Genomic DNA, 20,385 nt, shown 5'->3' with positions numbered 1-20,385 from the left:
CGAACCGAACTGGGATGATCGTGGGAATCACCCCGCGGCTCGACGTCTTGTGGGGGTTGTGCTGGGATAGCACGTTGGCCGCCCCGCCGGAGCGGGTACCGGGAGGGCCCAGCGAGTATCGGAAGGGCCCGAAGCGGGCCTTACGAGGACGTGACCTCCTGTGAGGTTGTGAGCTAAATTAACAGGAAACTTTCCTAATAAAAACAGGGTGAGGTGTCACGGTTATGTCTCAACGTCCGGGGACTCCCCGGCTGCTACGCCAGCTCAACGACCGCGCGGCACTGGAACTGCTCCTGTCCGCGGGGCCCTTGACCAGGACGCAGCTGGGAACGCGTACCGGCCTTTCCAAGGTGACCGCCTCCCAGCTGCTCGCGCGGCTGGAAGAACGGGACCTGGTGCGCGTCGTGGGCAGCCAGGCGGGCGGGCGGGGGCCCAACGCCGCGCTGTACGCGGTGGTGCCCGAGAGCGCCTACGTCGCTGCCCTGGACGTCAGCGCGAGTCGGGTGACCGCGACGATCGCCGACATCACGGGCCGCATCGTCAGCGACGTCGCGGTCGACCCCAGCGCCTCCGACGACCCCGTCGCGCTCGTCCACACCGCGGTGATGCGCCTGGCCGACACGGCGGGGGTCGCGCTGGACAGGGTCCGCGCCTGCGTCATCGGCACCCCCGGCGTCGTCGATCCCCGCACCGGCGACATCCGCTTCTCCTTCGACCTGATGTCCTGGCACGAGGGCATCCTGGAGGCCCTGCGCGCCGACCTCAAGCGCTCGGTCATGATCGAGAACGACGTGAACCTGGCCGCCCTGGCCGAGCACTCCGAGGGCGCCGCGGCAGGGGTGGCCGAGTTCGTCCTCATCTGGCTCAGCGCCAACGGCGGCGTGGGCATGTCCACCATGATCGACGGCCGCATCCACCGGGGCCGCTCGGGCGGCGCGGGCGAGATCGGCTACCTGCCGGTGCCCGGGGCGCCCATGCCCACCGACGTGGGCCTGTCCGGCGGCTACGAGTCCCTGCGCGACGGCGTCAGCCGCGAGCTGCCCCACGGGTTCCAGGCGCTGGTCAAGGCGGGGCAGGTGGTCGAGTTGGCCGCCGGGTACGGCATCGAGGGCACCGACGTCACCGAGGTGGTCGGGGCGGCCTCCGCCGCGGGGACCCCGGAGGCGGACGCCTTCCTGGACGCCTTCGCCGAGCGCCTGGCCCGCGGGGTGGCCGCGGTCGCGGTGATCCTGGACCCCGGCCTGGTCGTGCTCGGCGGGGACGTGGCCCGGGCGGGCGGTGTCAAGCTGGCCGAGCGGGTCCAGGCGGCCGCCGCGCGCATCGCCCCGAACGCGACCGAGGTCGCGCTGGGAAGGGTGGAGGGCAGCCCGGTCGTGCGGGGCGCTCTGCTGCACGCCCTGGAGCGGGCCCGGGAGGACGTCTTCTCCTCGACGGTCTGAACCCGCCGGGCTCCGGCCCCATGGGAGCCCTCCCACGGCGGCGGGAGCGGGCCCTCACCAGGGGGAGCCCGTCCCCGGCAGCCCCTTTCGCTCCTTCGTCCGCGCCCCGGCTTCCCCACCCGGCCGGGGCGCGGCCACCCGCCCCGCGAGGGCCGGGCACGGAGGGCTCAGGACGGCCGGGCCAGCTCCCGGACCATCACCACGCGCGGCAGCACCCGGATGCCCGCCCGCTCCTCGGCCCGCCAGACCTCCTCCAGGCCCGGGCCCCACTCCGCAGGGGGGAGAACGGAGAACCCGCGGTCCGCGTACCAGGGCCCGTTCCAGGGCAGGTCGCGGAAGGTGGTGAGGGTGAGGCGGGTGTGACCGGCGGCAGCCGCCTCGGCGCACACCGCCTCCAGCAGGGCACCGCCGACCCCGCGCCTGCCGTGCCCGGGGTGCACGGCCAGCTGCTCCAGGTGCGGGCGCCCGTCCACGGTCACCGTCGCGGCCATGCCGACCACGGAGCCGCCCGTCGCGGTGTCCTCGGCCGAGCCCTCGGGAAGGGCCCCGACCGTGTCCCCGGCGGGTCCCTCGGCGACCAGGACCCGTTCCGCGTGCGCGAGCACCTCCCGAGGGTCGTCGGGGGGCAGCACCACCCCGGCCGCGGCGAACACGGTGTCCGCCGCCAACGACACCTCCACCACCCGAGGTTCGTCCTCCGGCCGCATCGGTCGGATCCCCTGTCGCCCCACCGGTCCCCCTCGTACTCGTGCCCTCTCCGGCGCGGACGCCATCCTGACCGGTTCCGGCCGCCGCTGCCAGCCGTTTTCGCGTCCCGGCGAAGGGCGCGCGGGCCCGCTCGTGCGCGCTCACGCGCACAAGGACCACCGATGCCGCCGGACGGGGGACACCACCCTGCGAAGCGTCGACGCCCGCGCCCTGCGGGTGTCCGGCCGGGACGGGTCAGGGGCGCAGGCGCAGCCCCTTCGGGGTCACGTGGAACCCCGCCGCCACCAGCGCGGCGTCCACCGGCGTCGCGAACACCTCGGCCCCGTCGGCGCGCTCCACCGTCAGCGCCCCCGCGCGTCCGTCCCGCACCGCCCCGGCCAGGGCGCGGGCCGCCCGCTCCAGTAGGGCTGGCGGCGAACCGAAGGTCAGCACCGAGCGGCCGCCCCGCCCCACGTACAGGGTCAGCCGCCCCTCGTCGATCACCACCAGGGAACCCGCCGACCGGCCCGGCCTGGCCTGGGCGTCCCCGGGCCAGGCCAGGTCCGTGCCGAACGGGTTCGCCGGGTCGGTCGCCGCCAGCACCACCGGTTCCGCCGCGCCGCCGGAAACCGAGCGCAGCCGGTCCACGGCGCCCGGCAGCGCGAACTGGGCGCCGCCCAGGCCGTCCACGAAGTAACCGCGGCGCACCCGGCCCGACTCCTCCATCGTCCGCAGCACCCGGTACTCGTCCGGGGAGATCCGCCCGCCCTGGTGGCCGCGCACCAGCACACCCCGGCGCTCCAGTCGCGCCTCCAAACGCGCCAGGAGCCGCCTGGTGGGATCGCCCTCCCGCTCGGGCAGGGCCCACCACCGCCCCGCGGCCGTGGGCGGTCCCGACCGGGTGGGCAGCACCGGGCGCGCCAGCCGCCCCGCACGCGAGGGCGCGCGACGCGGGGCGGCCCCCGAGCCCAGCACCGCGCGCAGCGGGGCCAGGGTGTCGTTGGTGACACAGCCCGACCACACCAGCTCCCACAGCGCCGCGACCAGTTCCGCGTCCGTCACGGCCGAACCCCCCAGCGCGCCCGCCACACGGTCGGCGAGGTCGCGCAAGAACAGCGCCCCGCCCCCGCGCAGCGCCTCCAGCACCGCGTGGGCCGTGGTGCCCTCCCGCGGCGGCACCGGTTCGGGCAGCAGCAGGGCCGCCTCGTCGGCCGGTGCCAGGCACACCCATCCGTCCCGCCCGGGCAGCGCGCCCGCACCGGCCCACACGACCTCGCCCGCCTGTGTCAGCTCGTCCAACCGCCGGGGAGCGTAGTCCTCCACACGGGAGGGCAGTACGAGGGCCTCCAGCGCCGACGCCGCCACCGTCGCGCCGCGCAGCGACTCCACGGCCTCGAACACCGCGTCGGGTCCGCGCCACCGCTCGCCCGCGACGGCGCGCTGCCACAGCGGCGCGAACGCGGCCAGGGCGGTCTGCGCGACCGGTTCCACCTCGCTGCGCAGCCGCGCGACCGACCCGCGCCGCAGCCGCCGCAGCACGTCGGCGTCGCACCACTCGGTGCCCGTCCCGCCGGGTCGGAACCCGCCACGGTGGACGCGCCCCAGCCGGGACAGCTCCCGCAGCACGCCCTCCACCACGTCCGCGCCCAGCCCCAGCCGCGCCGCGGCCTCCCCTGAGGAGAACGGCCCGTGCGTGCGCGCGTAGCGCGAGACCAGGTCGCGGGTCGGCGCCTCCACCGGTTCCAGGAGGGCCCCGGCGACACCGGCGGGCGGCCGCGCGCCCAGCGCGTCGCGCAGCCGCGCCGCGTCCTCCACCGCGCACCAGCGCTCGGCGCCCGCCACGGCCATCCGCACCACCCGGCCCGCGGACTCCAGCTCCTCCAGCCACTCCCGCCGGGCTCCCCGCGCCCCGGCCTCCTCCGTGGTCAGCGGCCCCACCCCGCGCAGCAGGTCGGCCGCGCCCTCGGCGTCCCGGGCCCCCGAACCGGGCGCGGTCCGCTGCAACAGCGCGCCGACCTCCTCCACCACGCGCGGATCGAGCAGCTCCCGCAGGTCCGCCTCGCCCAACAGGTCGGCCAGCAAAGAGGTGTCCAGGGTCAGCGCCTGCGCGCGCAGCTCGGCCGCGGGGGCGTCCCCCTCGTACAGGAACGCCGCCGTGTACTCCATCATCAGCGAGCGCGCGAACGGCGACGCCGTCTCGGTGCGCACCTCCACCACCCGTGTCCGGCGGGACCGGACGCCCTCCAGCGCTTCCACCAGGGCGGGCACGTCGAACACGTCCCGCAGGCACTCGCGCACCGCCTCCAGCACGATCGGGAACGACCCGTAACGGCCCGCCACCGACAACAGGTTGGAGGCCCGCAGCCGCTGCTGCCACAGCGGCATCCGCCGGTCCGGCCGCTGGCGGGGCAGCAGCAGGGCCCGCGCCGCGCACTCGCGGAACCGCGCGGCGAACAGTGCCGACCCGGGCAGCTCGCCGGTGACCGCGTCCTCCACCTCCTCGGGATCCAGCGCCACCAGGTCGGCCAGCTCGCCCGGCCGGTCCCAGCCCCCGTCGTCCGGCAGCCGCAGCACGATCCCGTCGTCGCCGTGCACGACCTGCGCGTCCGCGCCGAACCGGTCCCGCAGCCGCCGCGCCAGGGCCATCGCCCACGGCGCGTGCACCCGCGCTCCCAGCGGGGAGTGCACGACCGCGCGCCAGTCCCCGACCTGGTCGCGGAAGCGCTCGACGACCACGGTCCGGTCGTCGGGTACGTGCCCGGTGGCCTCCCGCTGCTCGGAGACGTACTCCACCAGGTTGCGCGCGGCCCACGCGTCCAGTCCCGCCCCCTCGGCCAGGGCCAGCGCCCGCGCCGGTTCCGCCGCGGCCAGCTCCCGGGTCAGCGCGCCCACCGCCCTGCCCAGCTCCGCGGGCCTGCCCTGCGCGTCGGCCTTCCAGAACGGCATCCGGCCCGGTCGCCCCGGCGCGGGGGAGACCAGCACCCGGTCGGCGGTGATCGCCTCGATCCGCCACGAGGTGGACCCCAGCACGAACACGTCGCCCACCCGAGACTCGTAGACCATCTCCTCGTCCAGCTCGCCGACCCGGGTGGGCGCCCGACTCGGCGCGGAGTCCCCGTCCCGCCCGGTCAGGTGCACCCCGTACACGCCCCGGTCGGGGATGGTGCCGCCGCTGACCACCGCCAGCCGCTGTGCGCCCGGGCGCGCCCGGAGCACGTCCGCCTCCCGGTCCCACACCAGGCGGGGGCGCAGCTCGGCGAACTCGTCCGAGGGGTAGCGGCCGGACAGCATGTCCAGGACCGACTCCAGCACCGTGTCGGCCAGGTCGGCGAAGGGCGCGGCCCGCCGGACCAGGGCGGCCAGCTCGGCCACCGGCCAGTCGTCCATGGCGGTCATCGCCACGATCTGCTGGGACAGGACGTCGAGGGGGTTGCGCGGCATCTCCAGGCGCTCGATGGCGCCCGCGCGCATCTGTCCGACCACCACGGCCGTCGCCAGCAGGTCGCCCCGGAAGCGGGGGAGGAAGACCCCGCGCGATGTCCCGCCCACCTGGTGCCCCGCCCGGCCGACCCGTTGCAGGCCGCTGGCCACCGACGGCGGCGAGGCCACCTGCACCACCAGGTCGACCGCGCCCATGTCCACGCCCAGCTCCAGGCTGGAGGTGGCCACCACGCAGCGCAGCCTCCCCCGCTTCAGCTCGTCCTCGATCAGGGTCCGCTCGGCCTTGGACATCGAGCCGTGGTGGGCGCGGGCGACCACCGGGGGGCCGCCGCGGCTGTGCCCGGACTGGGCGATGACCTGCGCGGGCACCTCCTCCGGCGGCAGGCGCCCGCCGTGCCGTTCGGCGTGCAGGTCGTTGACGCGGGCGCACAGCTTCTCCGCGGTGCGGCGCCCGTTGGTGAACACGATGGTGGAGCGGTGGGACTCCACCAGGTCCAGGACCCGCCGCTCCACGTGCGGCCACAGGGACCCGCCGCCCGGGCCCCGGGCGCCGCCGTCGTCCTCCGCGCCGCCGGAGGGCCGGACCGGCCCCGGGTCGCCGGGCTCCTCCATGTCGGGGACGGGCACCACCACGCGCAGGTCCATGCCGGGGGCGCCGGGCGGGGCGACGACGTCCGCGCCGCCCAGGAACCGCGCCACCAGGTCGGGCGGGCGCACGGTAGCCGACAGGCCGATCCGCTGCGCCGGTCGGTCCAGCAGGGCGTCCAGCCGCTCCAGGCTCAGCGCCAGGTGCGCGCCGCGCTTGCTCCCCGCGAGCGCGTGCACCTCGTCGACGATGACCGTCTCCACCCCGGCCAGCCCCTCCCTGGCCCGCGAGGTGAGCACCAGGAACAGCGACTCGGGCGTGGTGATGAGCACGTCCGGCGGCCGGGTGGCGAGCCTGCGCCGCTCGGCGGCCGGGGTGTCGCCGGTGCGCACCCCCACGGTGACCGGGGAAAGCGCGTGCCCCCCGGCCTCGGCGGCGGCCGCGATTCCGGCCAGGGGGACGCGCAGGTTGCGCTCCACGTCCGCCGCGAGGGCCTTGAGCGGGGACACGTACAGCACCCGGCAGCGGCGGGCGCGGTCCTCGGGGACGGGGGCCGAGGACAGCCGGTCCAGCGACCACAGGAAGGCCGACAGGGTCTTGCCCGAGCCGGTCGGGGCCACGACCAGCGTGTTCCTCCCGCCTTGGACCGATTCCCAGGCACTGGTCTGGGCGGGGGTGGGGCCCGCGGGAAAGGCCCGGTCGAACCAGGCTCTGGTGGCGGGTCCGAAGCGTTCGAGGGGGCGGGGCGCACGGCTCATGCCGCCAGTGTGCCCGCGGGCGGGGACAAAGGGGAGGGGGCGCGGCGGACGCCGCGATCACCGATACTGGGCCCGATGAGACTCACGGTTTTCTGGCACAACATGCACGAGCAGTTCGGCGAGGCCTACGCGCAGAGCGTGGCCCGCGACCACGTCCTGGAGGGTCTCGGCTCCCGCACGGTGGAGCAGGCGCTCGCCGACGGGGTGGCCGTCAAGGAGGTTTGGCGCGCCGTGTGCGACGCCTTCGACCTGCCCGCCTCCAGACGCTGATCCGGCGACCGACCGCCCGCGAGGCCGCATCCGTTTCGTACGTCGCATCGAACACAGGTTCGGGTAGGGTGGGTTATCCACAGGCGGACGTGGGACGTCGCGATTGTCGTAGCGACCGCGTAGCGTCGTGCTCACCATGAAGAAAAAGGCATCCACCCAACAACAGGGGTATCCCGTGGCATCTGGAGACCGAGACAAGGCTCTCGAAACAGCGCTCGCCCAGATCGAGCGGCAGTTCGGCAAGGGCTCCATCATGCGCCTGGGCGACGACGACCGCCCGCCGGTGGAGTCGATCCCCACCGGGGCGATCGCCCTCGACGTGGCGCTCGGCATCGGCGGCCTGCCCCGGGGCCGCGTCGTGGAGGTCTACGGCCCCGAGTCCAGCGGTAAGACCACCGTGGCCCTGCACGCGGTGGCCAGCGCCCAGCGGATGGGCGGCATCGCGGCCTTCGTCGACGCCGAGCACGCGCTCGACCCCGAGTACGCCAAGAAGATCGGCGTCAACACCGACGACCTGCTGCTCTCGCAGCCGGACACCGGTGAGCAGGCGCTGGAGATCGTCGACATGCTCATCCGCTCCGGCGCGGTCTCCATCATCGTCATCGACTCCGTGGCGGCCCTGGTGCCCCGCGCCGAGATCGAGGGCGAGATGGGCGACAGCCACGTCGGACTCCAGGCCCGCCTGATGTCCCAGGCGCTGCGCAAGATCGCCGGTGCGCTCCACCAGACCAACACCACCGCGATCTTCATCAACCAGCTCCGCGAGAAGGTCGGCGTCATGTTCGGCTCGCCCGAGACGACGACCGGCGGCAAGGCGCTCAAGTTCTACGCCTCGGTCCGCCTGGACGTGCGCCGCATCGAGACGCTCAAGGACGGCACCGACGCGGTCGGCAACCGCACCCGCGTCAAGGTCGTCAAGAACAAGGTCGCGCCGCCCTTCAAGCAGGCCGAGTTCGACATCCTCTACGGGGTGGGCGTCTCGCGCGAGGGCAGCCTCATCGACCTGGGCGTGGAGCACGGCATCGTCCGCAAGTCGGGCGCCTGGTACACCTACGAGGGCACCCAGCTGGGCCAGGGCAAGGAGAACGCGCGCAACTTCCTGCGCGAGAACGCCGACATGGCCAACGAGGTCGAGAAGAAGATCAAGGAGAAGCTGGGCGTGCCCGTCAAGGGCGACGACAGCGCCTCCGGCCCGGCCGCCGAACCGGCCAAGGCCGCCGCGGAGGCGGCTGCGGACCCGGCCGCCGCGGCCAAGGCTCCCGCCAAGCGCGCCGCGGCCAGGACTCCCAAGGCGCCCGCGGCTGATGCGTGAGGGGGGCCGGTCCCCGGACCGGCACCACTCCGAGGACGACGGCCCCTTCCCGGGCGGGGCCGCCCCGCCCGGGAAGGATCCCGAGGCCGAGGCCCGCGCCCTGGTCCTGCGGATGCTCACCCACTCCCCGCGCACCCGCGCCCAGCTTGAGCGGGCCCTGCACCGCCGGGAGTACGAGGAGGAGGTCGTCACCTCGGTCCTGGACACGTTCGGCGAGGCCGGGCTGATCGACGACGCCGCCTTCTCCCAGGCCTGGGTGTCCTCCCGCCACCACGGCAGACGGCTCTCCCGTCGTGCCCTGGCCCAGGAACTGCGCACCCGCGGCGTGGAGGAGGACACCGTCCGGGAGGCCGTCGGCGAACTCAGCGACCAGGACGAGGAGGAGGCCGCCCGCGACCTGGCGCGCCGCCGCCTGGCCGCCACCCGGGGCAGGGACCAGGAGACGCGGACCCGCCGCGCCCTGGGCTTCCTGGCCCGCAAGGGCTACTCCGCGGGCCTGGCCTACCGGGTGGTCCGCGAGGAGCTCGAACGCGAGGGCGTGGAGGCCGAACTCCACGCCCCCGACCCCGACTTCTGAGCCGTCACCGCCGTCCGGGCTTCGGTCCCGACGGAGACCGCCTGCGCGTGGGCACCCCGAAGCGCTGAGTCACACGAGGACCCGGAGCGTTGTACGGCGACGGCTCCGAGGCCGCCCCGCCGCCTTCCGGCCCGAAGGCCCGCGGACCCGCGCAGGGTCAGCCGCCGCGAGCGGTCGGGGCCGTGGTGTCCTTCTCCGGCCGTGGGGACCGCCCGTCCCGCCGCCCCGTTTCCGAAGGGTCAGTCGCCGGCGGTCGTCGGACCGGCGGCGGCCTCAGCGGGCCTCGGGGACCCGCCGTCCCGTCCGGGGTCCCGCGCGAGCGCGCCGGCGGTGTCCTCCGCGCTCGGGGCGTCCCCGGGGCCCTCGGGCTCCCCGGCGGCATCCGCGTCCGCTTCCGCGCCGTCCCCGGTCTCCGGCGGAACGGTCACCAGCTCCAGCGGCGCCACGTCGGCCTCGAACCCGAACACCCGCGCGTAGAAGGCCAGTTCCGACTCCAGGGAGCGGATCCGCGCCTCCTGCCCGGTGAACCCGTGCCCCTCGCCCTCGAACTCCACCAGCGCGTACGGCGCCCCGCGCCGCCCCAGCGCCGTCGCCATCGCCGTGGCCTGGTCCGGGGTCACGACCCTGTCCTCCAGGCCCTGCACCAGCAGCACCGGCACGTCGATCTCCCCGGCGCGGTTGACCGGAGAGCGCTCCCGGTACCGCTCCGCGAACCCCGGCAGCGTCCCCACCAGCGAGTCCAGGAACCGCGACTCGAAGTCGTGCGTGGTCTGACTGAACCCCAGCAGGTCGGTGACCCCGAAGAGGGACACCCCGCACGCGAACGTGTCCCCGGTCAGCGCCATCAGCGCCGTGTACCCGCCCGCGCTCGGACCGCGGATCGCCAGCCTGCGGGGATCGGCCACCCCCTGTTCCACGAGGGCCCGGGCCGCGGCCACGCAGTCCTCCACGTCCACCACGCCCCACTCCTTGTGCAGGCGCTTGCGGTACGGGCGCCCGAACCCCGTGGAACCGCCGTAGTTGACGTCCACCACACCGATCCCCCGGCTGGTGAAGTAGGCCTTGGCCAGATCGAACTCCAGAGTGCTGACCGACACCGGGCCGCCGTGCGCCCACACCACGTACGGCGCGGGGCCGTCCGCGGACGCGTCGGGGTGGGTCGGCGGGTAGACGTTCGCGTGCACCGGCGCCCCGTAGCGGCCCGGCAGCGTCTCCTGGCGGGGCACGGGCAGGTAGGCGGTGTCCGGCAGCTCCTCGGCGGCCCGGCGCAGCACCTCCACGACACCCGAGGCCGGGTCCAGCCGCACCAGGCACGGCGGCTCGGTCGGCGAGGAGGCCACCGCCACCACGGTGCGCCCGTCGGTGTCCAGCATCGACCACGTGGTCAGGCCGGTCGCCACCGGCGTCAGATCCAGGGTGTCGGGGTCGTACACGCTCGGGGTCAGGTCGGCGTGCCCGTGCAGCGCGACCACCCGGCCCGAGTCCAGCACGCAGAACGACCGGTTGCCCAGGCGGCCGGGGGAGGCGTGGAACTCCTCCTCGGCCGGGTACAGCGCCAGCGCCTGCCCGGTCATCCCCGCCTGGTACAGGTTCCACCAGCCCGGCCAGTCCGAGGCCACGTACAGCGTCGCGTCGTCGGCCCAGGTCGGGGAGACCACCGACTCGTCCACCCCGCCCTTGAGGGTGTACTCGCCGGTCAGCCCGGTCTCGCCCAGGGCGCCCACCCTCAGTTCGCTGCCGTCCCAGGGCATCCTTGGATGGTTCCACCGCACGTAGGCCAGGTGGGCGCCGTCCGGCGACGGGGTCGGGGAGGCGTAGAAGTCCGAGCCCGAGACCAGTTCGCGCACCGCGGAGGGGTCCTGCGCGCCCCGGCCCGACAGCGGTACCGACACGATCGAGCGGCGGACCGCCCCCTCCCCGTGCCTCTCGCGCACGCACAGCACGGCGCGTCCGTCCGCGCTCAGCGCGGGGTCGGCGTAGCGTGAGGCACCGTCGTCGGGGGTGAGCGGCACCGGCTCCGAGGAGCCGCGTTCCAGCAGGTAGAGGCGCTGGTCGGAGGAGTGGGAGAACACCACGCCCATGCGGGTGATGGCCTTGTCGTCGCGGCGCGGGACCGGCAGGTAGGCGCGCCCGCCGTACTCGTGCACCCGGGTCCCCGCGCTCCAGGGCGCGGGCAGCAGCTCGGTCACCGTTCCGTCGGCGTCGCGCCGCATGAGGGTGGTCCGCCCCTCCTCGGGGCGGCCCTCCTCCCACCAGACCTCCGCGCCCGCGACGGACGGGAACGCCATCCGCCGCACTCCTCGGGCGACGACACCGGCGCTGATGGGCGATGGCCAGGAGCCGTGGGGGCTCGACAGTTCAGACATGTCCGCTCAGGGTGGGTCGAGGATTCGATGCGATGACATGTCGACCTTAGTCCTCGTTCGCCTGCTTGTGCAGTCCCGAAGGGCCCTCCGCGCGCCGCCCTCCGCGGGGCCGCGAAGACGACGGCCCCGTACGCGCCGAGGGGCGCGCACGGGGCCGTACCGGCCGTGGGGAAGGAGGGGTCAGTCCTTCCGGTCCCCCTCGCCGTCCGCGTCGTCGGACCTCACCGGGCGGGACTCGTCCAGCGCGTCGGGCAGCGGCTCCTGCACGGTGGGCTCCACCGCCACGGAGCCGGCGGGGCCGCTGACCTTGGCGGTGCCGTCACCGAAGCCGCCGCCGGTGCCCGCGGGCCCGACCGGGACGTCCTCGCCGCCCGCGGGCTTGGCCGAGGGCCTGCCGCGGCGGGCGTTGCGCCGCTCCAGCCAGATCGCGACCCGGCTCAGCGAGAGGTTGATGGCGATGTAGATGGCCGCGCAGATGATCGCGGCCGGGATCACGTTGCCCTCGCGCGTGGCCAGCAGGGTGAAGCTGCGCAGCATCTCGGGGAAGGCGATGATGTAGCCCAGCGCGGAGTCCTTGAGCAGGACCACGAGCTGCGCCACGATCGCGGGCATCATCGCGGTGATCGCCTGCGGGATGAGGATCATCCGCATGTTCTGGCCCCGGGTCATCCCGATGGCCTGGGCGGCCTCGGACTGGCCCTTGGGCACCGCGAGGACCCCCGCGCGGAAGACCTCCGCCAGCACGGAGCCGTTGTACAGGGTCAGACCCGTGACGACGGCGGCCAGCGCCGAGACCTGGAAGGTGCCCGCGGGGATGTCGAACACCTGGTAGGCCACGATGGGCAGCGCCATCGTGAAGAAGATCAGCATCAGCAGCGGGATGCCGCGGAAGAACTCCACGACGGCCCCGGACGGAACGCGGATCCACCACTTGTCGGACAGGCGGCCGATGCCGAACACCAGGCCGAAGAGGATGGCCAGGACCGAGGCGGTCAGCGCCGCGGTCAGCGTGTTCTGCAGGCCCGGGACGACGTAGTCGGTCCAGGTGTCGGGCCGCAGGAACGGCTCCCACTTGTCCGAAGCCCACTCGCCCGCGGGGTTGACCGCCCAGGTGGCCGGTTCGCCCAGCGGCCCCCAGGTGAGCGGGTTGAACAGCGAGAACGCGGTGTCGCGCAGGGTGCCGTTGAACCCCAGATACAGGATGGCCAGGCCGATCAGGGCCAGGAACACCGTGACGACCGTGTAGAGGGCGTTGCGCCTGCGGGCCTTGGGGCCGGGGGCGTCGAAGAGGACGGAGCTCTGCGCGCTCATCGGACCACCGCCACGCGCTTGGAGAGCCAGCCGAAGAAGTAGCCCGTCGGCAGGGTCAGGATCAGGAAGCCGATCGCGAAACCGACGAAGGTCGGCAGGACCGGAGCGATGCCCTGGTCGAACATGAGCTTCATCTCCCTGGACGCCTCCTGAACGCCCAGCCCCGCGACGGAGGCGACGGTCGTGTTCTTGATCAGCGCGATGAGCACGCTGCCCAGCGGGCCGACGACGGTGCGCAGCGCCTGCGGGATGACGATCATCCGCAGGTTCTGGGTGAAGGTCAGGCCCAGCGAACGCGCCGCCTCCACCTGGCCGAGGGGGATCGTGTTGATCCCGGCGCGCAGCGACTCCGAGACGAAGCAGGCGGTGTAGCCGGACAGGCCGATGACGGCCCACCAGAACACGTCCCACGCGACGCTGTCGGCCAGGGCGATTCCCAGCGCGCTGTTCAGGCCCAGACCGCAGAAGAGCAGGACCAGGGTCAGCGGCGTGCTGCGGATGCCCTCGACGTAGGCGGTGGCTATGCCGCGCAGGAGCGGGACGGGGGAGACCCGCATGGCCGTGAGCAGGACGCCCAGGACGAAGGAGAAGAGGGCGCTGAGGAGGGTGAGCCGGACGGTCCATGAGAAACCGTCGACAACCCTGTCGATATTGCTGAGAAAGGCTTCCATGGGTCCCAGCTGGTCAAGGGCCGGGCGGCGGGGCCGGGGACGGCCCGCCGCGGGGCGCACGGTCGGGGAAGGGGAACCTACTGGCAGGCGTCGACCTCGGGAGCGGCCTCCTCGTAGGCGAAGTCGGTCTCGCCGAAGGCGGTCTCCAGGGCCTCGACCGCGTAGCCCTCGTCCCACATCTTCTGGACGGCGGCGTTGACCTCCTCGCACCGCTCCGTGGATCCGGCGGGCAGGCCCACGCCGTATCGCTCCTCGCCGAAGGGGTTGTTGACCACGCGGTAGGTGCCCGGGTCCTGCGCGGCGAAGCCCGCGAGGATGGTGTTGTCGGTGGTCACCGCGTCGACGGTGCCGTTGCCCAGCAGGGACAGGCACTCGGAGTAGTTGCCCGCCTCGCGCAGCTCGGCGTCGATGCCCATGTCGTCGACGATGTTGTTGGCCGAGCGGGAGCCGGAGGCCGAGCACAGGACCTTGCCAGCCAGGTCGTCGGGGCCCTGGATGTCCTCGTTGTCGGCCTGGACCAGGATGTCCTGCTGGGCCACGTAGTACGGCCCGGCGAAGTCGACGACCTGACGGCGCTCGTCGGTGATCGAGTAGGTGGCGATCACCATGTCGACGGTGCCCTGCTGGAGGAAGGACTCGCGGTTGGCGGAGGCGGCCTCGGTCCACTCGATCTGCTCGGGCTCGTAGCCCAGTTCGCCGGCGATGTAGGTGGCCACGTCCACGTCGAAGCCGACGGGGGCGTCGCCGTCCAGCAGGCCCAGGCCTGGCTGGTCGTACTTGACGCCGATGGTGATGGTGTCGCCGCCACCCTCGCCGCCGCCTTCGCCGCCACCGCTGCCGCCGCCGACGTCGGCGGTGCCACAGGCGCTGAGGGCGAAGGCCAGGGCCGCGGTGCCGCCCAGGATGGTGCTGATGCGACGGACTCGCATGTGGGGTACCTCTTCCTTGCTTCGTGCGAAGAACGCGGGGAAACCTAGTGGGTCAGGATCTTGGACAGGAAGTCCTGGGCGCGCTCGGACCGGGGGTTGGTGAAGAACTCGTCGGGGGTGTTCTCCTCGACGATCTGTCCGTCGGCCATGAAGACGACCCGATTGGCCGCGCGGCGCGCGAAGCCCATCTCGTGGGTGACCACGACCATCGTCATGCCCTCGGATGCGAGGTCGGTCATGACGTCGAGGACCTCCTGGACCATCTCCGGGTCCAGGGCCGAGGTCGGCTCGTCGAAGAGGATCACCTTGGGGTTCATCGCCAGGGCGCGGGCGATCGCCACGCGCTGCTGCTGACCCCCGGAGAGCTGCGCCGGGTACTTGTTGGCCTGGTTGCCGATCCGGACGCGCTCCAGCAGTTCCATGCCCCGGGCGTCGGCCTCGGCCTTGTTCATGCGCAGGACCTTGGTGGGGCCCAGGGTCACGTTCTGGAGCACGGTCTTGTGGGCGAACAGGTTGAACGACTGGAAGACCATGCCCACGTCGCTGCGGAGCCGGGCCAGGCCGCGGCCCTCCGCGGGCAGCGGCTGTCCGTCCAGCGTGATGGTGCCGGCGTCGATCGTCTCCAGGCGGTTGATCGTGCGGCACAGCGTCGACTTGCCGGAACCGGACGGCCCGATGACGACTACCACCTCGCCGGAGTTAACCGTCAGATCGATGTCGCGGAGCACGTGCAGGTCGCCGAAGTGCTTGTTGACGTTCTCCAGCACGACGAGAGGAGTTGAGGTCATGTTGGGGAACCTAATGGGTCCATGTTGCCGTGTCATCACGAAATCGCCGTCCGTCTGTGGAGTAGCAGACTTGTTACGGCGTGATCGGCGAAACTGTTATGGGTTTGGACGGTTGAATGACCGTTTGTCGCTCCACGTCGCGGTTCCGTTCTCCAGCGTCTCACATCGGCCACTTCCGGACGCGCTCCGCCTCCCCGTCCGCCGCGGCGCCCCGTGGAAGGCCCCGGGCGGGGGAAGCGGGTTCCTCCCGGGGTCTCCGCGCGGTCCACGGCACCGGATAGCCTGGTCCCGTGAGCCAGAGTCGTACCTACCAAGTGCGGACCTACGGCTGCCAGATGAACGTCCACGACTCCGAGCGCCTCTCCGGTCTGCTGGAGGACGCTGGGTACGCGCGCGCAGCCGAGGACACCACCGCAGACATCGTCGTCTTCAACACCTGTGCGGTCCGGGAGAACGCCGACAACCGCCTGTACGGCAACCTCGGGCACCTGCGCCCGGTCAAGGACGCCAACCCGGGGATGCAGATCGCCGTCGGGGGCTGCCTGGCGCAGAAGGACCGCGGTGAGATCGTGCGCCGCGCGCCCTGGGTCGACGTCGTGTTCGGCACCCACAACATCGGCTCCCTGCCCGCCCTGCTGGAGCGCTCCCGCGTCCAGCGGGAGGCGCAGGTGGAGATCGCCGAGTCCCTGGAGCACTTCCCCTCCACACTGCCCAGCCGCCGCGAGTCCGCGTACGCGGCGTGGGTGTCGGTCTCCGTGGGCTGCAACAACACCTGCACCTTCTGCATCGTGCCCGCGCTGCGCGGCAAGGAGCAGGACCGCCGCCCCGGCGACGTGCTCGCCGAGGTGCGCGCCCTGGTCGACGAGGGCGTCAGCGAGATCACCCTGCTCGGCCAGAACGTCAACGCCTACGGCAGCGGCTTCGGCGACCGGCAGGCCTTCTCCAAGCTGCTGCGCGCCTGCGGCGAGATCGAGGGGCTGGAACGGGTGCGCTTCACCTCCCCGCACCCGCGCGACTTCACCGACGACGTCATCGAGGCCATGGCCGAGACCCCCAACGTCATGCCGCAGCTGCACATGCCGCTCCAGTCGGGGTCGAGCCGGGTCCTCAAGGCCATGCGCCGCTCCTACCGCCAGGAGCGCTTCCTCGGCATCGTGGAGAAGGTGCGCGCCGCCATGCCGCACGCCGCGATCACCACCGACATCATCGTGGGCTTCCCCGGCGAGACCGAGGAGGACTTCCAGGAGACGCTGCACGTGGTCCGCGAGGCGCGGTTCTCGATGGCGTTCACCTTCCAGTACTCCAAGCGCCCCGGGACCCCCGCCGCGACCATGGAGGACCAGGTCCCGCCGGAGGTGGTCAAGGACCGCTACCAGCGCCTGGTCGACCTCCAGGACCAGATCTCCTGGGAGGAGAACCAGAAGCTGGTCGGCCGCGAGGTCGAGCTGCTGGTCGCCGAGGGCGAGGGCAGGAAGGACGGCGAGCACCGCCGACTGTCCGGCCGCGCCCCCGACAACCGCCTCGTGCACTTCGCGGTCGGTGACGGCGACGACCCCCGCCCCGGCGACACGGTGACCGTGGAGGTCACCTACGCCGCCCCGCACCACCTGGTGGCCGACTCCGGTGTGCGCGCCCTGCGGCGCACCCGCGCGGGCGACGCCTGGGCGGCCCGCAACGGCCGACCGGCCCAGGAGGGCAAGCCGCAGGTGCTCCTGGGCATGCCCCGGATCGGCGTTCCGGCCGAGGAGCCGGCCCCGGCGGGCGGCTGCTGCGAGATCTGACCCCGAGACCGCACCGGCAGCGGCCCCGGCGCATCGGCGCCGGGGCCGCTGCCGCCCGCGCGGCCGGGCCGACGGCCGTCCCGCCTCGGCTCCGGCGGGAGCCGCGCGGAGCGGGCTTGCCGGCCGGGCCTCAGAGCTGGACGGGCAGACTGTCCAACCGCATCGCGCCCGGCACCCGTCCGGGCAGGGGCTCGCGGCCGGGGGCCGGGGACAGGCCGGGGTGGGCGGCCAGCAGGGAACCGACCGCCACCTCGCCCTCCTGGCGGGCCAGGGCCGCGCCCAGGCAGTAGTGGATGCCGTGGCCGAACCCCACGTGCTCCTCGCCGGGCCTGCCCTGGTGGCGGGTGATGTCGAACCGGTGCGGGTCCGGGTGGACCCTCGGGTCGCGGTTGGCGCCCGCCAGGACCGCTATCGCCCGCTCGCCCGCGGCCACGCGGCCGCACCTGAGTTCGACGTCCTCCGCCGCGTACCGCGCCTTGGAGATCACGGCGGTGCCCCCGTAGCGGAGCATCTCGTGCACGGCGGAGGGCAGCAGCCCGGGGTCGTGCCGCAGCATCTCCCACTGGGCCGGGTGGTCGAGCAGGGCCCGCACCCCGTTGCCCAGCAGGTGCGCGGTGGTCTCGTGCCCGGCGATGACGAGGGTGAACACCAGGGTGATCAGCTCGCTCTCGCTCATGCGCCCGCCGTCCTCGTCGCGCGCCCTGACCAGGGCGCCGAGCAGGTCCCCGCTCGGGCGGGCCCGGCGCTCGGCGAGCATCCCCTCGACGTGGCCGATCATCTCGCCGAGAGCGTCGTTCATCAGCTCGGGCCTGGTGGGGTCGAACCGGGACAGCTGGTCGCTCCACGCCCGCCAGGTCCCGCGGTCCTCCTCCGGAACGCCGACCAGGTCGCAGATGACCGCGATCGGCAGCGGATAGGAGAAGTGCGGCATGAGGTCCACGACCCCGTCCCGGTCGGCGAGGTCGGGCAGCCGCGCGAGCAGGTCGTCGGTGATGCGCTGGACCGCGGGCCGCAGTTCGTTGACCCGGCGCACGGTGAAGGTGCGCGAGACCAGCTTGCGCAGCCGGGTGTGGTCGCCGCCGTCCTTGTCCAGGAGGGACTCGGTCAGGTAGGTGATCAGATCGGGGCGGATGCCCAGGCCCCTGAGCGCGTCGGAGCGGGTGGTGGAGGCCCGGTCCCCCGGCACGTTCGCGGGGTCCAGCACGAAGCGCCGGTCACTGAGGATGGTCCGCACGTCCTCGTCGTCGACGAAGAGGACGGCCTCCCGGGTGTCCACGAACAGGGCCGGTGCCGAGCCGCCCGCGGCCCGGACCCGGTCGATCACGGAGAGGGGGTCGGCGGTGAACTCGGGGGAGCGCAGGTCGATCACTTCGTCGGACGGGGTCGCGGCTGTCATGGGCCCTCCTCTGGGGCTCAGGTGGAGCGTGTCGTCTGTTTCTGCCGGGTGATCTCCGAGTACAGGCGCTCGTCCAGCGCGGAGAAGAGCGCCAGGGCCCTGTCCCGGGCCCGACGGGTGTCCTCCGGGGAGGCGTCCTGTTCCAGGAGCAGACGGATGCTCCTGGCCATGAGTTCGGCGCGCGTGCCGTGGTCGGGCACGCGCATGCCCTGGCTCTCCAGCACCGGGGGTGTGACCAGGTGGCCCATGACCAGGGAGTTGTAGGCGTACAGCTGTTCGTCGGGGGAGCGGTCTCCGTTGAGCAGGCCGTGCCCGCGCAGGATGTCCCAGTAGGTCCGCAGGGCCCTCTGCCGCTCCCGGACGGTGTCGCCGACCAGGGCGGCAGCGTCGCGGGAGAGGTTGCCCAGGGTCTCTGTTCCGTTGGCGAACAGCGCTCGGATGGTCGGCGAGTCCAGGTGGAACAGGTAGAGGGCGCGCGCGACCTCGCTGGGCCGGACGTTCTCGGGTGAGGCCCGCATGGAGTCCAGGATCTGGCGCAGCACGCCGAGCTGCGCCCGCATGACCACCGTGAGTAGGAGCGCCTCCTTGGTGGAGAAGTGCAGGTAGACGGTCCCCTTGCCGATCTTGGCCCGCCGGGCGACGTCCTCGATGGTGATCTTGCGGTGCCCCCAGGCGACCATCAGCTCCTCCGCCGCGTCCAGGATGCGGTCGGCGCGCAGTTCGCGCTCGCTGGCGGTCGGGGGTGTGGATGGGGCCACGGTGTACTCCTGCGAGTCGAGGGCATGCGAGGTGCTGCTGACCACGCTTGTTGACGCCGATGACCATATCTCCACCTCCCCCTCTCTGACTGTGTGACCAGATTTCAAAACTGGTCACACAGTCAAATTAGGCCACCAGGGAGGCGGGGGCAAGGGTTTTCGGGAGGGAAGGCCGGAAGCGGGTCGTACAGGACCGACGACCGGGCCCTTGGCGGGCCCGGCCGTCACGTGCGGGCGGGTGTGCGGCGGACGCGGAACCGCCGCGGGGTCACCGCGCGGAGCGGGGCACCCAGGTCGACACGTCCACCAGCGCCTCGCCCGGCTCGTCCGAGGTCCCCGACAGCGCCCGCTCCACCTGGGCCAGAGCGCGTTCCACCAGGTCGGGGGAGTCGTAGGGGAGCCAGCGCACCCGCGGGTCGCGCCGGAACCACGACTCCTGGCGGCGGGCGAACCGGCGGGTGGCCTGTGCGGTGTCCGCCTTGGCCTCCTCCTCGGACAGTTCGCCGTCCAGCTGGGCGAGTGCCTGTGCGTAACCGAGCGCGCGCGAGGCGGTCCGGCCCTCACGCAGCCCGAGCTTGTCCAGCTCGCGGACCTCCTCCAGCAGGCCCTGCTCCCACATGCGGTCCACGCGGGTGCCGATGCGCTCGTCCAGTTCGGTGCGCGGAGCCGTCAGGCCGATCTGCGTGCACGGGTAGAAGGAGGTGTGGTCGGGCAGGTTCGCGGTGAACGGCTCCCCGGTCAGCTCGATGACCTCCAAGGCGCGCACGATCCGCCGCCCGTTGCCCGGCAGGATGGCGCGGGCCGCCGCGGGGTCGGCCTCGGCCAGGCGGGCGTGCAGCACGCCCGGGCCGACGTCGCCGAGCTCCGCCTCCAGGCGCGAGCGGACCGCGGGGTCGGTGCCGGGGAAGTTCAGGTGGTCCAGGACCGCGCGCACGTACAGGCCCGAACCGCCGACCAGGACCGGAATGACGTCGCGGTCGGCGCACTGCTCGACGCGGTCGCGGGCCATGTCCTGGTAGCTGGCCACGTCCGCGGGCTCGCTGACCTCCCACACGTCGAGCAGGTGGTGGGGCACCCCGCGTCTCTCGGCGCCGGTGAGCTTGGCGGTGCCGATGTCCATGCCGCGGTAGAGCTGCATGGAGTCGGCGTTGATCACCTCGCCCCGGCGTCCCGTGCGCTCCTCCAGCCGCAGCGCCACCTCGACGGCCAGGTCCGACTTGCCCACAGCGGTCGGGCCGACGACCGCGATCACCTTGATCATTCCTTCAGCGTAGTCAGCCCCGGGCCCGGCCGGACCGTCGAGCGGCGGACGGGG

At 73.4% G+C, this 20,385-nt stretch carries 15 protein-coding genes; 5 read left to right on the top strand and 10 right to left on the bottom strand.

The window, feature by feature from the left end; translation table 11 throughout:
* The first annotated feature begins 224 nt into the window (after positions 1-224).
* Complete coding sequence (locus KGD83_RS22405) at positions 225-1,439, top strand: ROK family transcriptional regulator (RefSeq protein WP_212641029.1); 1,215 nt, start codon at positions 225-227, stop codon at positions 1,437-1,439.
* Between the two features lie 167 nt (positions 1,440-1,606).
* Here KGD83_RS22405 and KGD83_RS22400 read toward each other — a convergent pair whose 3' ends face one another.
* Together KGD83_RS22400 and KGD83_RS22395 are read right to left on the bottom strand one after the other, a co-directional pair.
* Complete coding sequence (locus KGD83_RS22400; protein ID WP_212641028.1) at positions 1,607-2,146, bottom strand: GNAT family N-acetyltransferase; 540 nt, start codon at positions 2,144-2,146, stop codon at positions 1,607-1,609.
* 235 nt (positions 2,147-2,381) lie between these two features.
* The gene (locus KGD83_RS22395; RefSeq protein WP_212641027.1) at positions 2,382-6,911 is read right to left on the bottom strand and encodes an ATP-dependent helicase; all 4,530 of its coding nucleotides are present in this window, start codon (positions 6,909-6,911) and stop codon (positions 2,382-2,384) included.
* A 75-nt stretch (positions 6,912-6,986) separates the two neighbouring features.
* Between KGD83_RS22395 and KGD83_RS22390 the strand changes: the two genes are divergently transcribed.
* From KGD83_RS22390 to recX, 3 genes are all read left to right on the top strand, one after another.
* On the top strand, positions 6,987-7,181 hold the full coding sequence (locus tag KGD83_RS22390) for a DUF3046 domain-containing protein (RefSeq protein WP_212641026.1): 195 nt from the start codon (positions 6,987-6,989) through the stop codon (positions 7,179-7,181).
* Between the two features lie 175 nt (positions 7,182-7,356).
* Positions 7,357-8,493 (top strand): recombinase RecA, encoded by a 1,137-nt coding sequence (gene recA, locus KGD83_RS22385; RefSeq protein WP_047871766.1) that lies wholly within the window; start codon positions 7,357-7,359, stop codon positions 8,491-8,493.
* Positions 8,486-9,070: a recombination regulator RecX gene (gene recX, locus KGD83_RS22380; protein WP_047871767.1), complete on the top strand. Its 585-nt coding sequence runs from the start codon at positions 8,486-8,488 to the stop codon at positions 9,068-9,070. Before recA ends, recX begins: the two co-directional genes overlap by 8 nt.
* A gap of 239 nt (positions 9,071-9,309) precedes the next feature.
* Here the strand turns inward: recX and KGD83_RS22375 are convergent, their stop codons facing one another.
* The 5 genes from KGD83_RS22375 to KGD83_RS22355 all read right to left on the bottom strand — a co-directional run bounded on the left by KGD83_RS22375 (position 9,310) and on the right by KGD83_RS22355 (position 15,135).
* Positions 9,310-11,436, bottom strand: coding sequence for a S9 family peptidase (locus KGD83_RS22375; RefSeq protein WP_212641025.1), 2,127 nt, complete (start codon positions 11,434-11,436; stop codon positions 9,310-9,312).
* A 180-nt stretch (positions 11,437-11,616) separates the two neighbouring features.
* The gene (locus KGD83_RS22370; RefSeq protein ID WP_212641024.1) at positions 11,617-12,747 is read right to left on the bottom strand and encodes an amino acid ABC transporter permease; all 1,131 of its coding nucleotides are present in this window, start codon (positions 12,745-12,747) and stop codon (positions 11,617-11,619) included.
* Positions 12,744-13,418: an amino acid ABC transporter permease gene (locus KGD83_RS22365; RefSeq protein ID WP_212641023.1), complete on the bottom strand. Its 675-nt coding sequence runs from the start codon at positions 13,416-13,418 to the stop codon at positions 12,744-12,746. Before KGD83_RS22365 ends, KGD83_RS22370 begins: the two co-directional genes overlap by 4 nt.
* A gap of 77 nt (positions 13,419-13,495) precedes the next feature.
* Positions 13,496-14,347: a glutamate ABC transporter substrate-binding protein gene (locus KGD83_RS22360; RefSeq protein WP_212641022.1), complete on the bottom strand. Its 852-nt coding sequence runs from the start codon at positions 14,345-14,347 to the stop codon at positions 13,496-13,498.
* A 44-nt stretch (positions 14,348-14,391) separates the two neighbouring features.
* The gene (locus KGD83_RS22355) at positions 14,392-15,135 is read right to left on the bottom strand and encodes an amino acid ABC transporter ATP-binding protein (RefSeq protein WP_013151724.1); all 744 of its coding nucleotides are present in this window, start codon (positions 15,133-15,135) and stop codon (positions 14,392-14,394) included.
* 314 nt (positions 15,136-15,449) lie between these two features.
* On the opposite strand from KGD83_RS22355, the gene miaB reads away from it, so the two are divergent.
* On the top strand, positions 15,450-16,916 hold the full coding sequence (gene miaB, locus KGD83_RS22350) for a tRNA (N6-isopentenyl adenosine(37)-C2)-methylthiotransferase MiaB (protein ID WP_256448872.1): 1,467 nt from the start codon (positions 15,450-15,452) through the stop codon (positions 16,914-16,916).
* Positions 16,917-17,046: 130 nt separating this feature from the next.
* On the opposite strand, the gene KGD83_RS22345 is transcribed toward miaB, so the two are convergent.
* From KGD83_RS22345 to miaA, 3 genes are all read right to left on the bottom strand, one after another.
* Positions 17,047-18,312, bottom strand: coding sequence for a cytochrome P450 family protein (locus tag KGD83_RS22345; RefSeq protein WP_212641020.1), 1,266 nt, complete (start codon positions 18,310-18,312; stop codon positions 17,047-17,049).
* Between the two features lie 17 nt (positions 18,313-18,329).
* Complete coding sequence (locus KGD83_RS22340) at positions 18,330-19,115, bottom strand: TetR/AcrR family transcriptional regulator (protein ID WP_212641019.1); 786 nt, start codon at positions 19,113-19,115, stop codon at positions 18,330-18,332.
* Between the two features lie 223 nt (positions 19,116-19,338).
* On the bottom strand, positions 19,339-20,331 hold the full coding sequence (gene miaA / locus KGD83_RS22335; protein WP_212641018.1) for a tRNA (adenosine(37)-N6)-dimethylallyltransferase MiaA: 993 nt from the start codon (positions 20,329-20,331) through the stop codon (positions 19,339-19,341).
* Positions 20,332-20,385 lie beyond the last annotated feature (54 nt).

This window comes from Nocardiopsis akebiae, from assembly GCF_018316795.1.
Classification (GTDB): domain Bacteria; phylum Actinomycetota; class Actinomycetes; order Streptosporangiales; family Streptosporangiaceae; genus Nocardiopsis; species Nocardiopsis dassonvillei.
The sequence above is the reverse complement of the archived record's forward strand: the minus strand, read 5'-3'. Positions and strand labels throughout refer to the sequence as shown.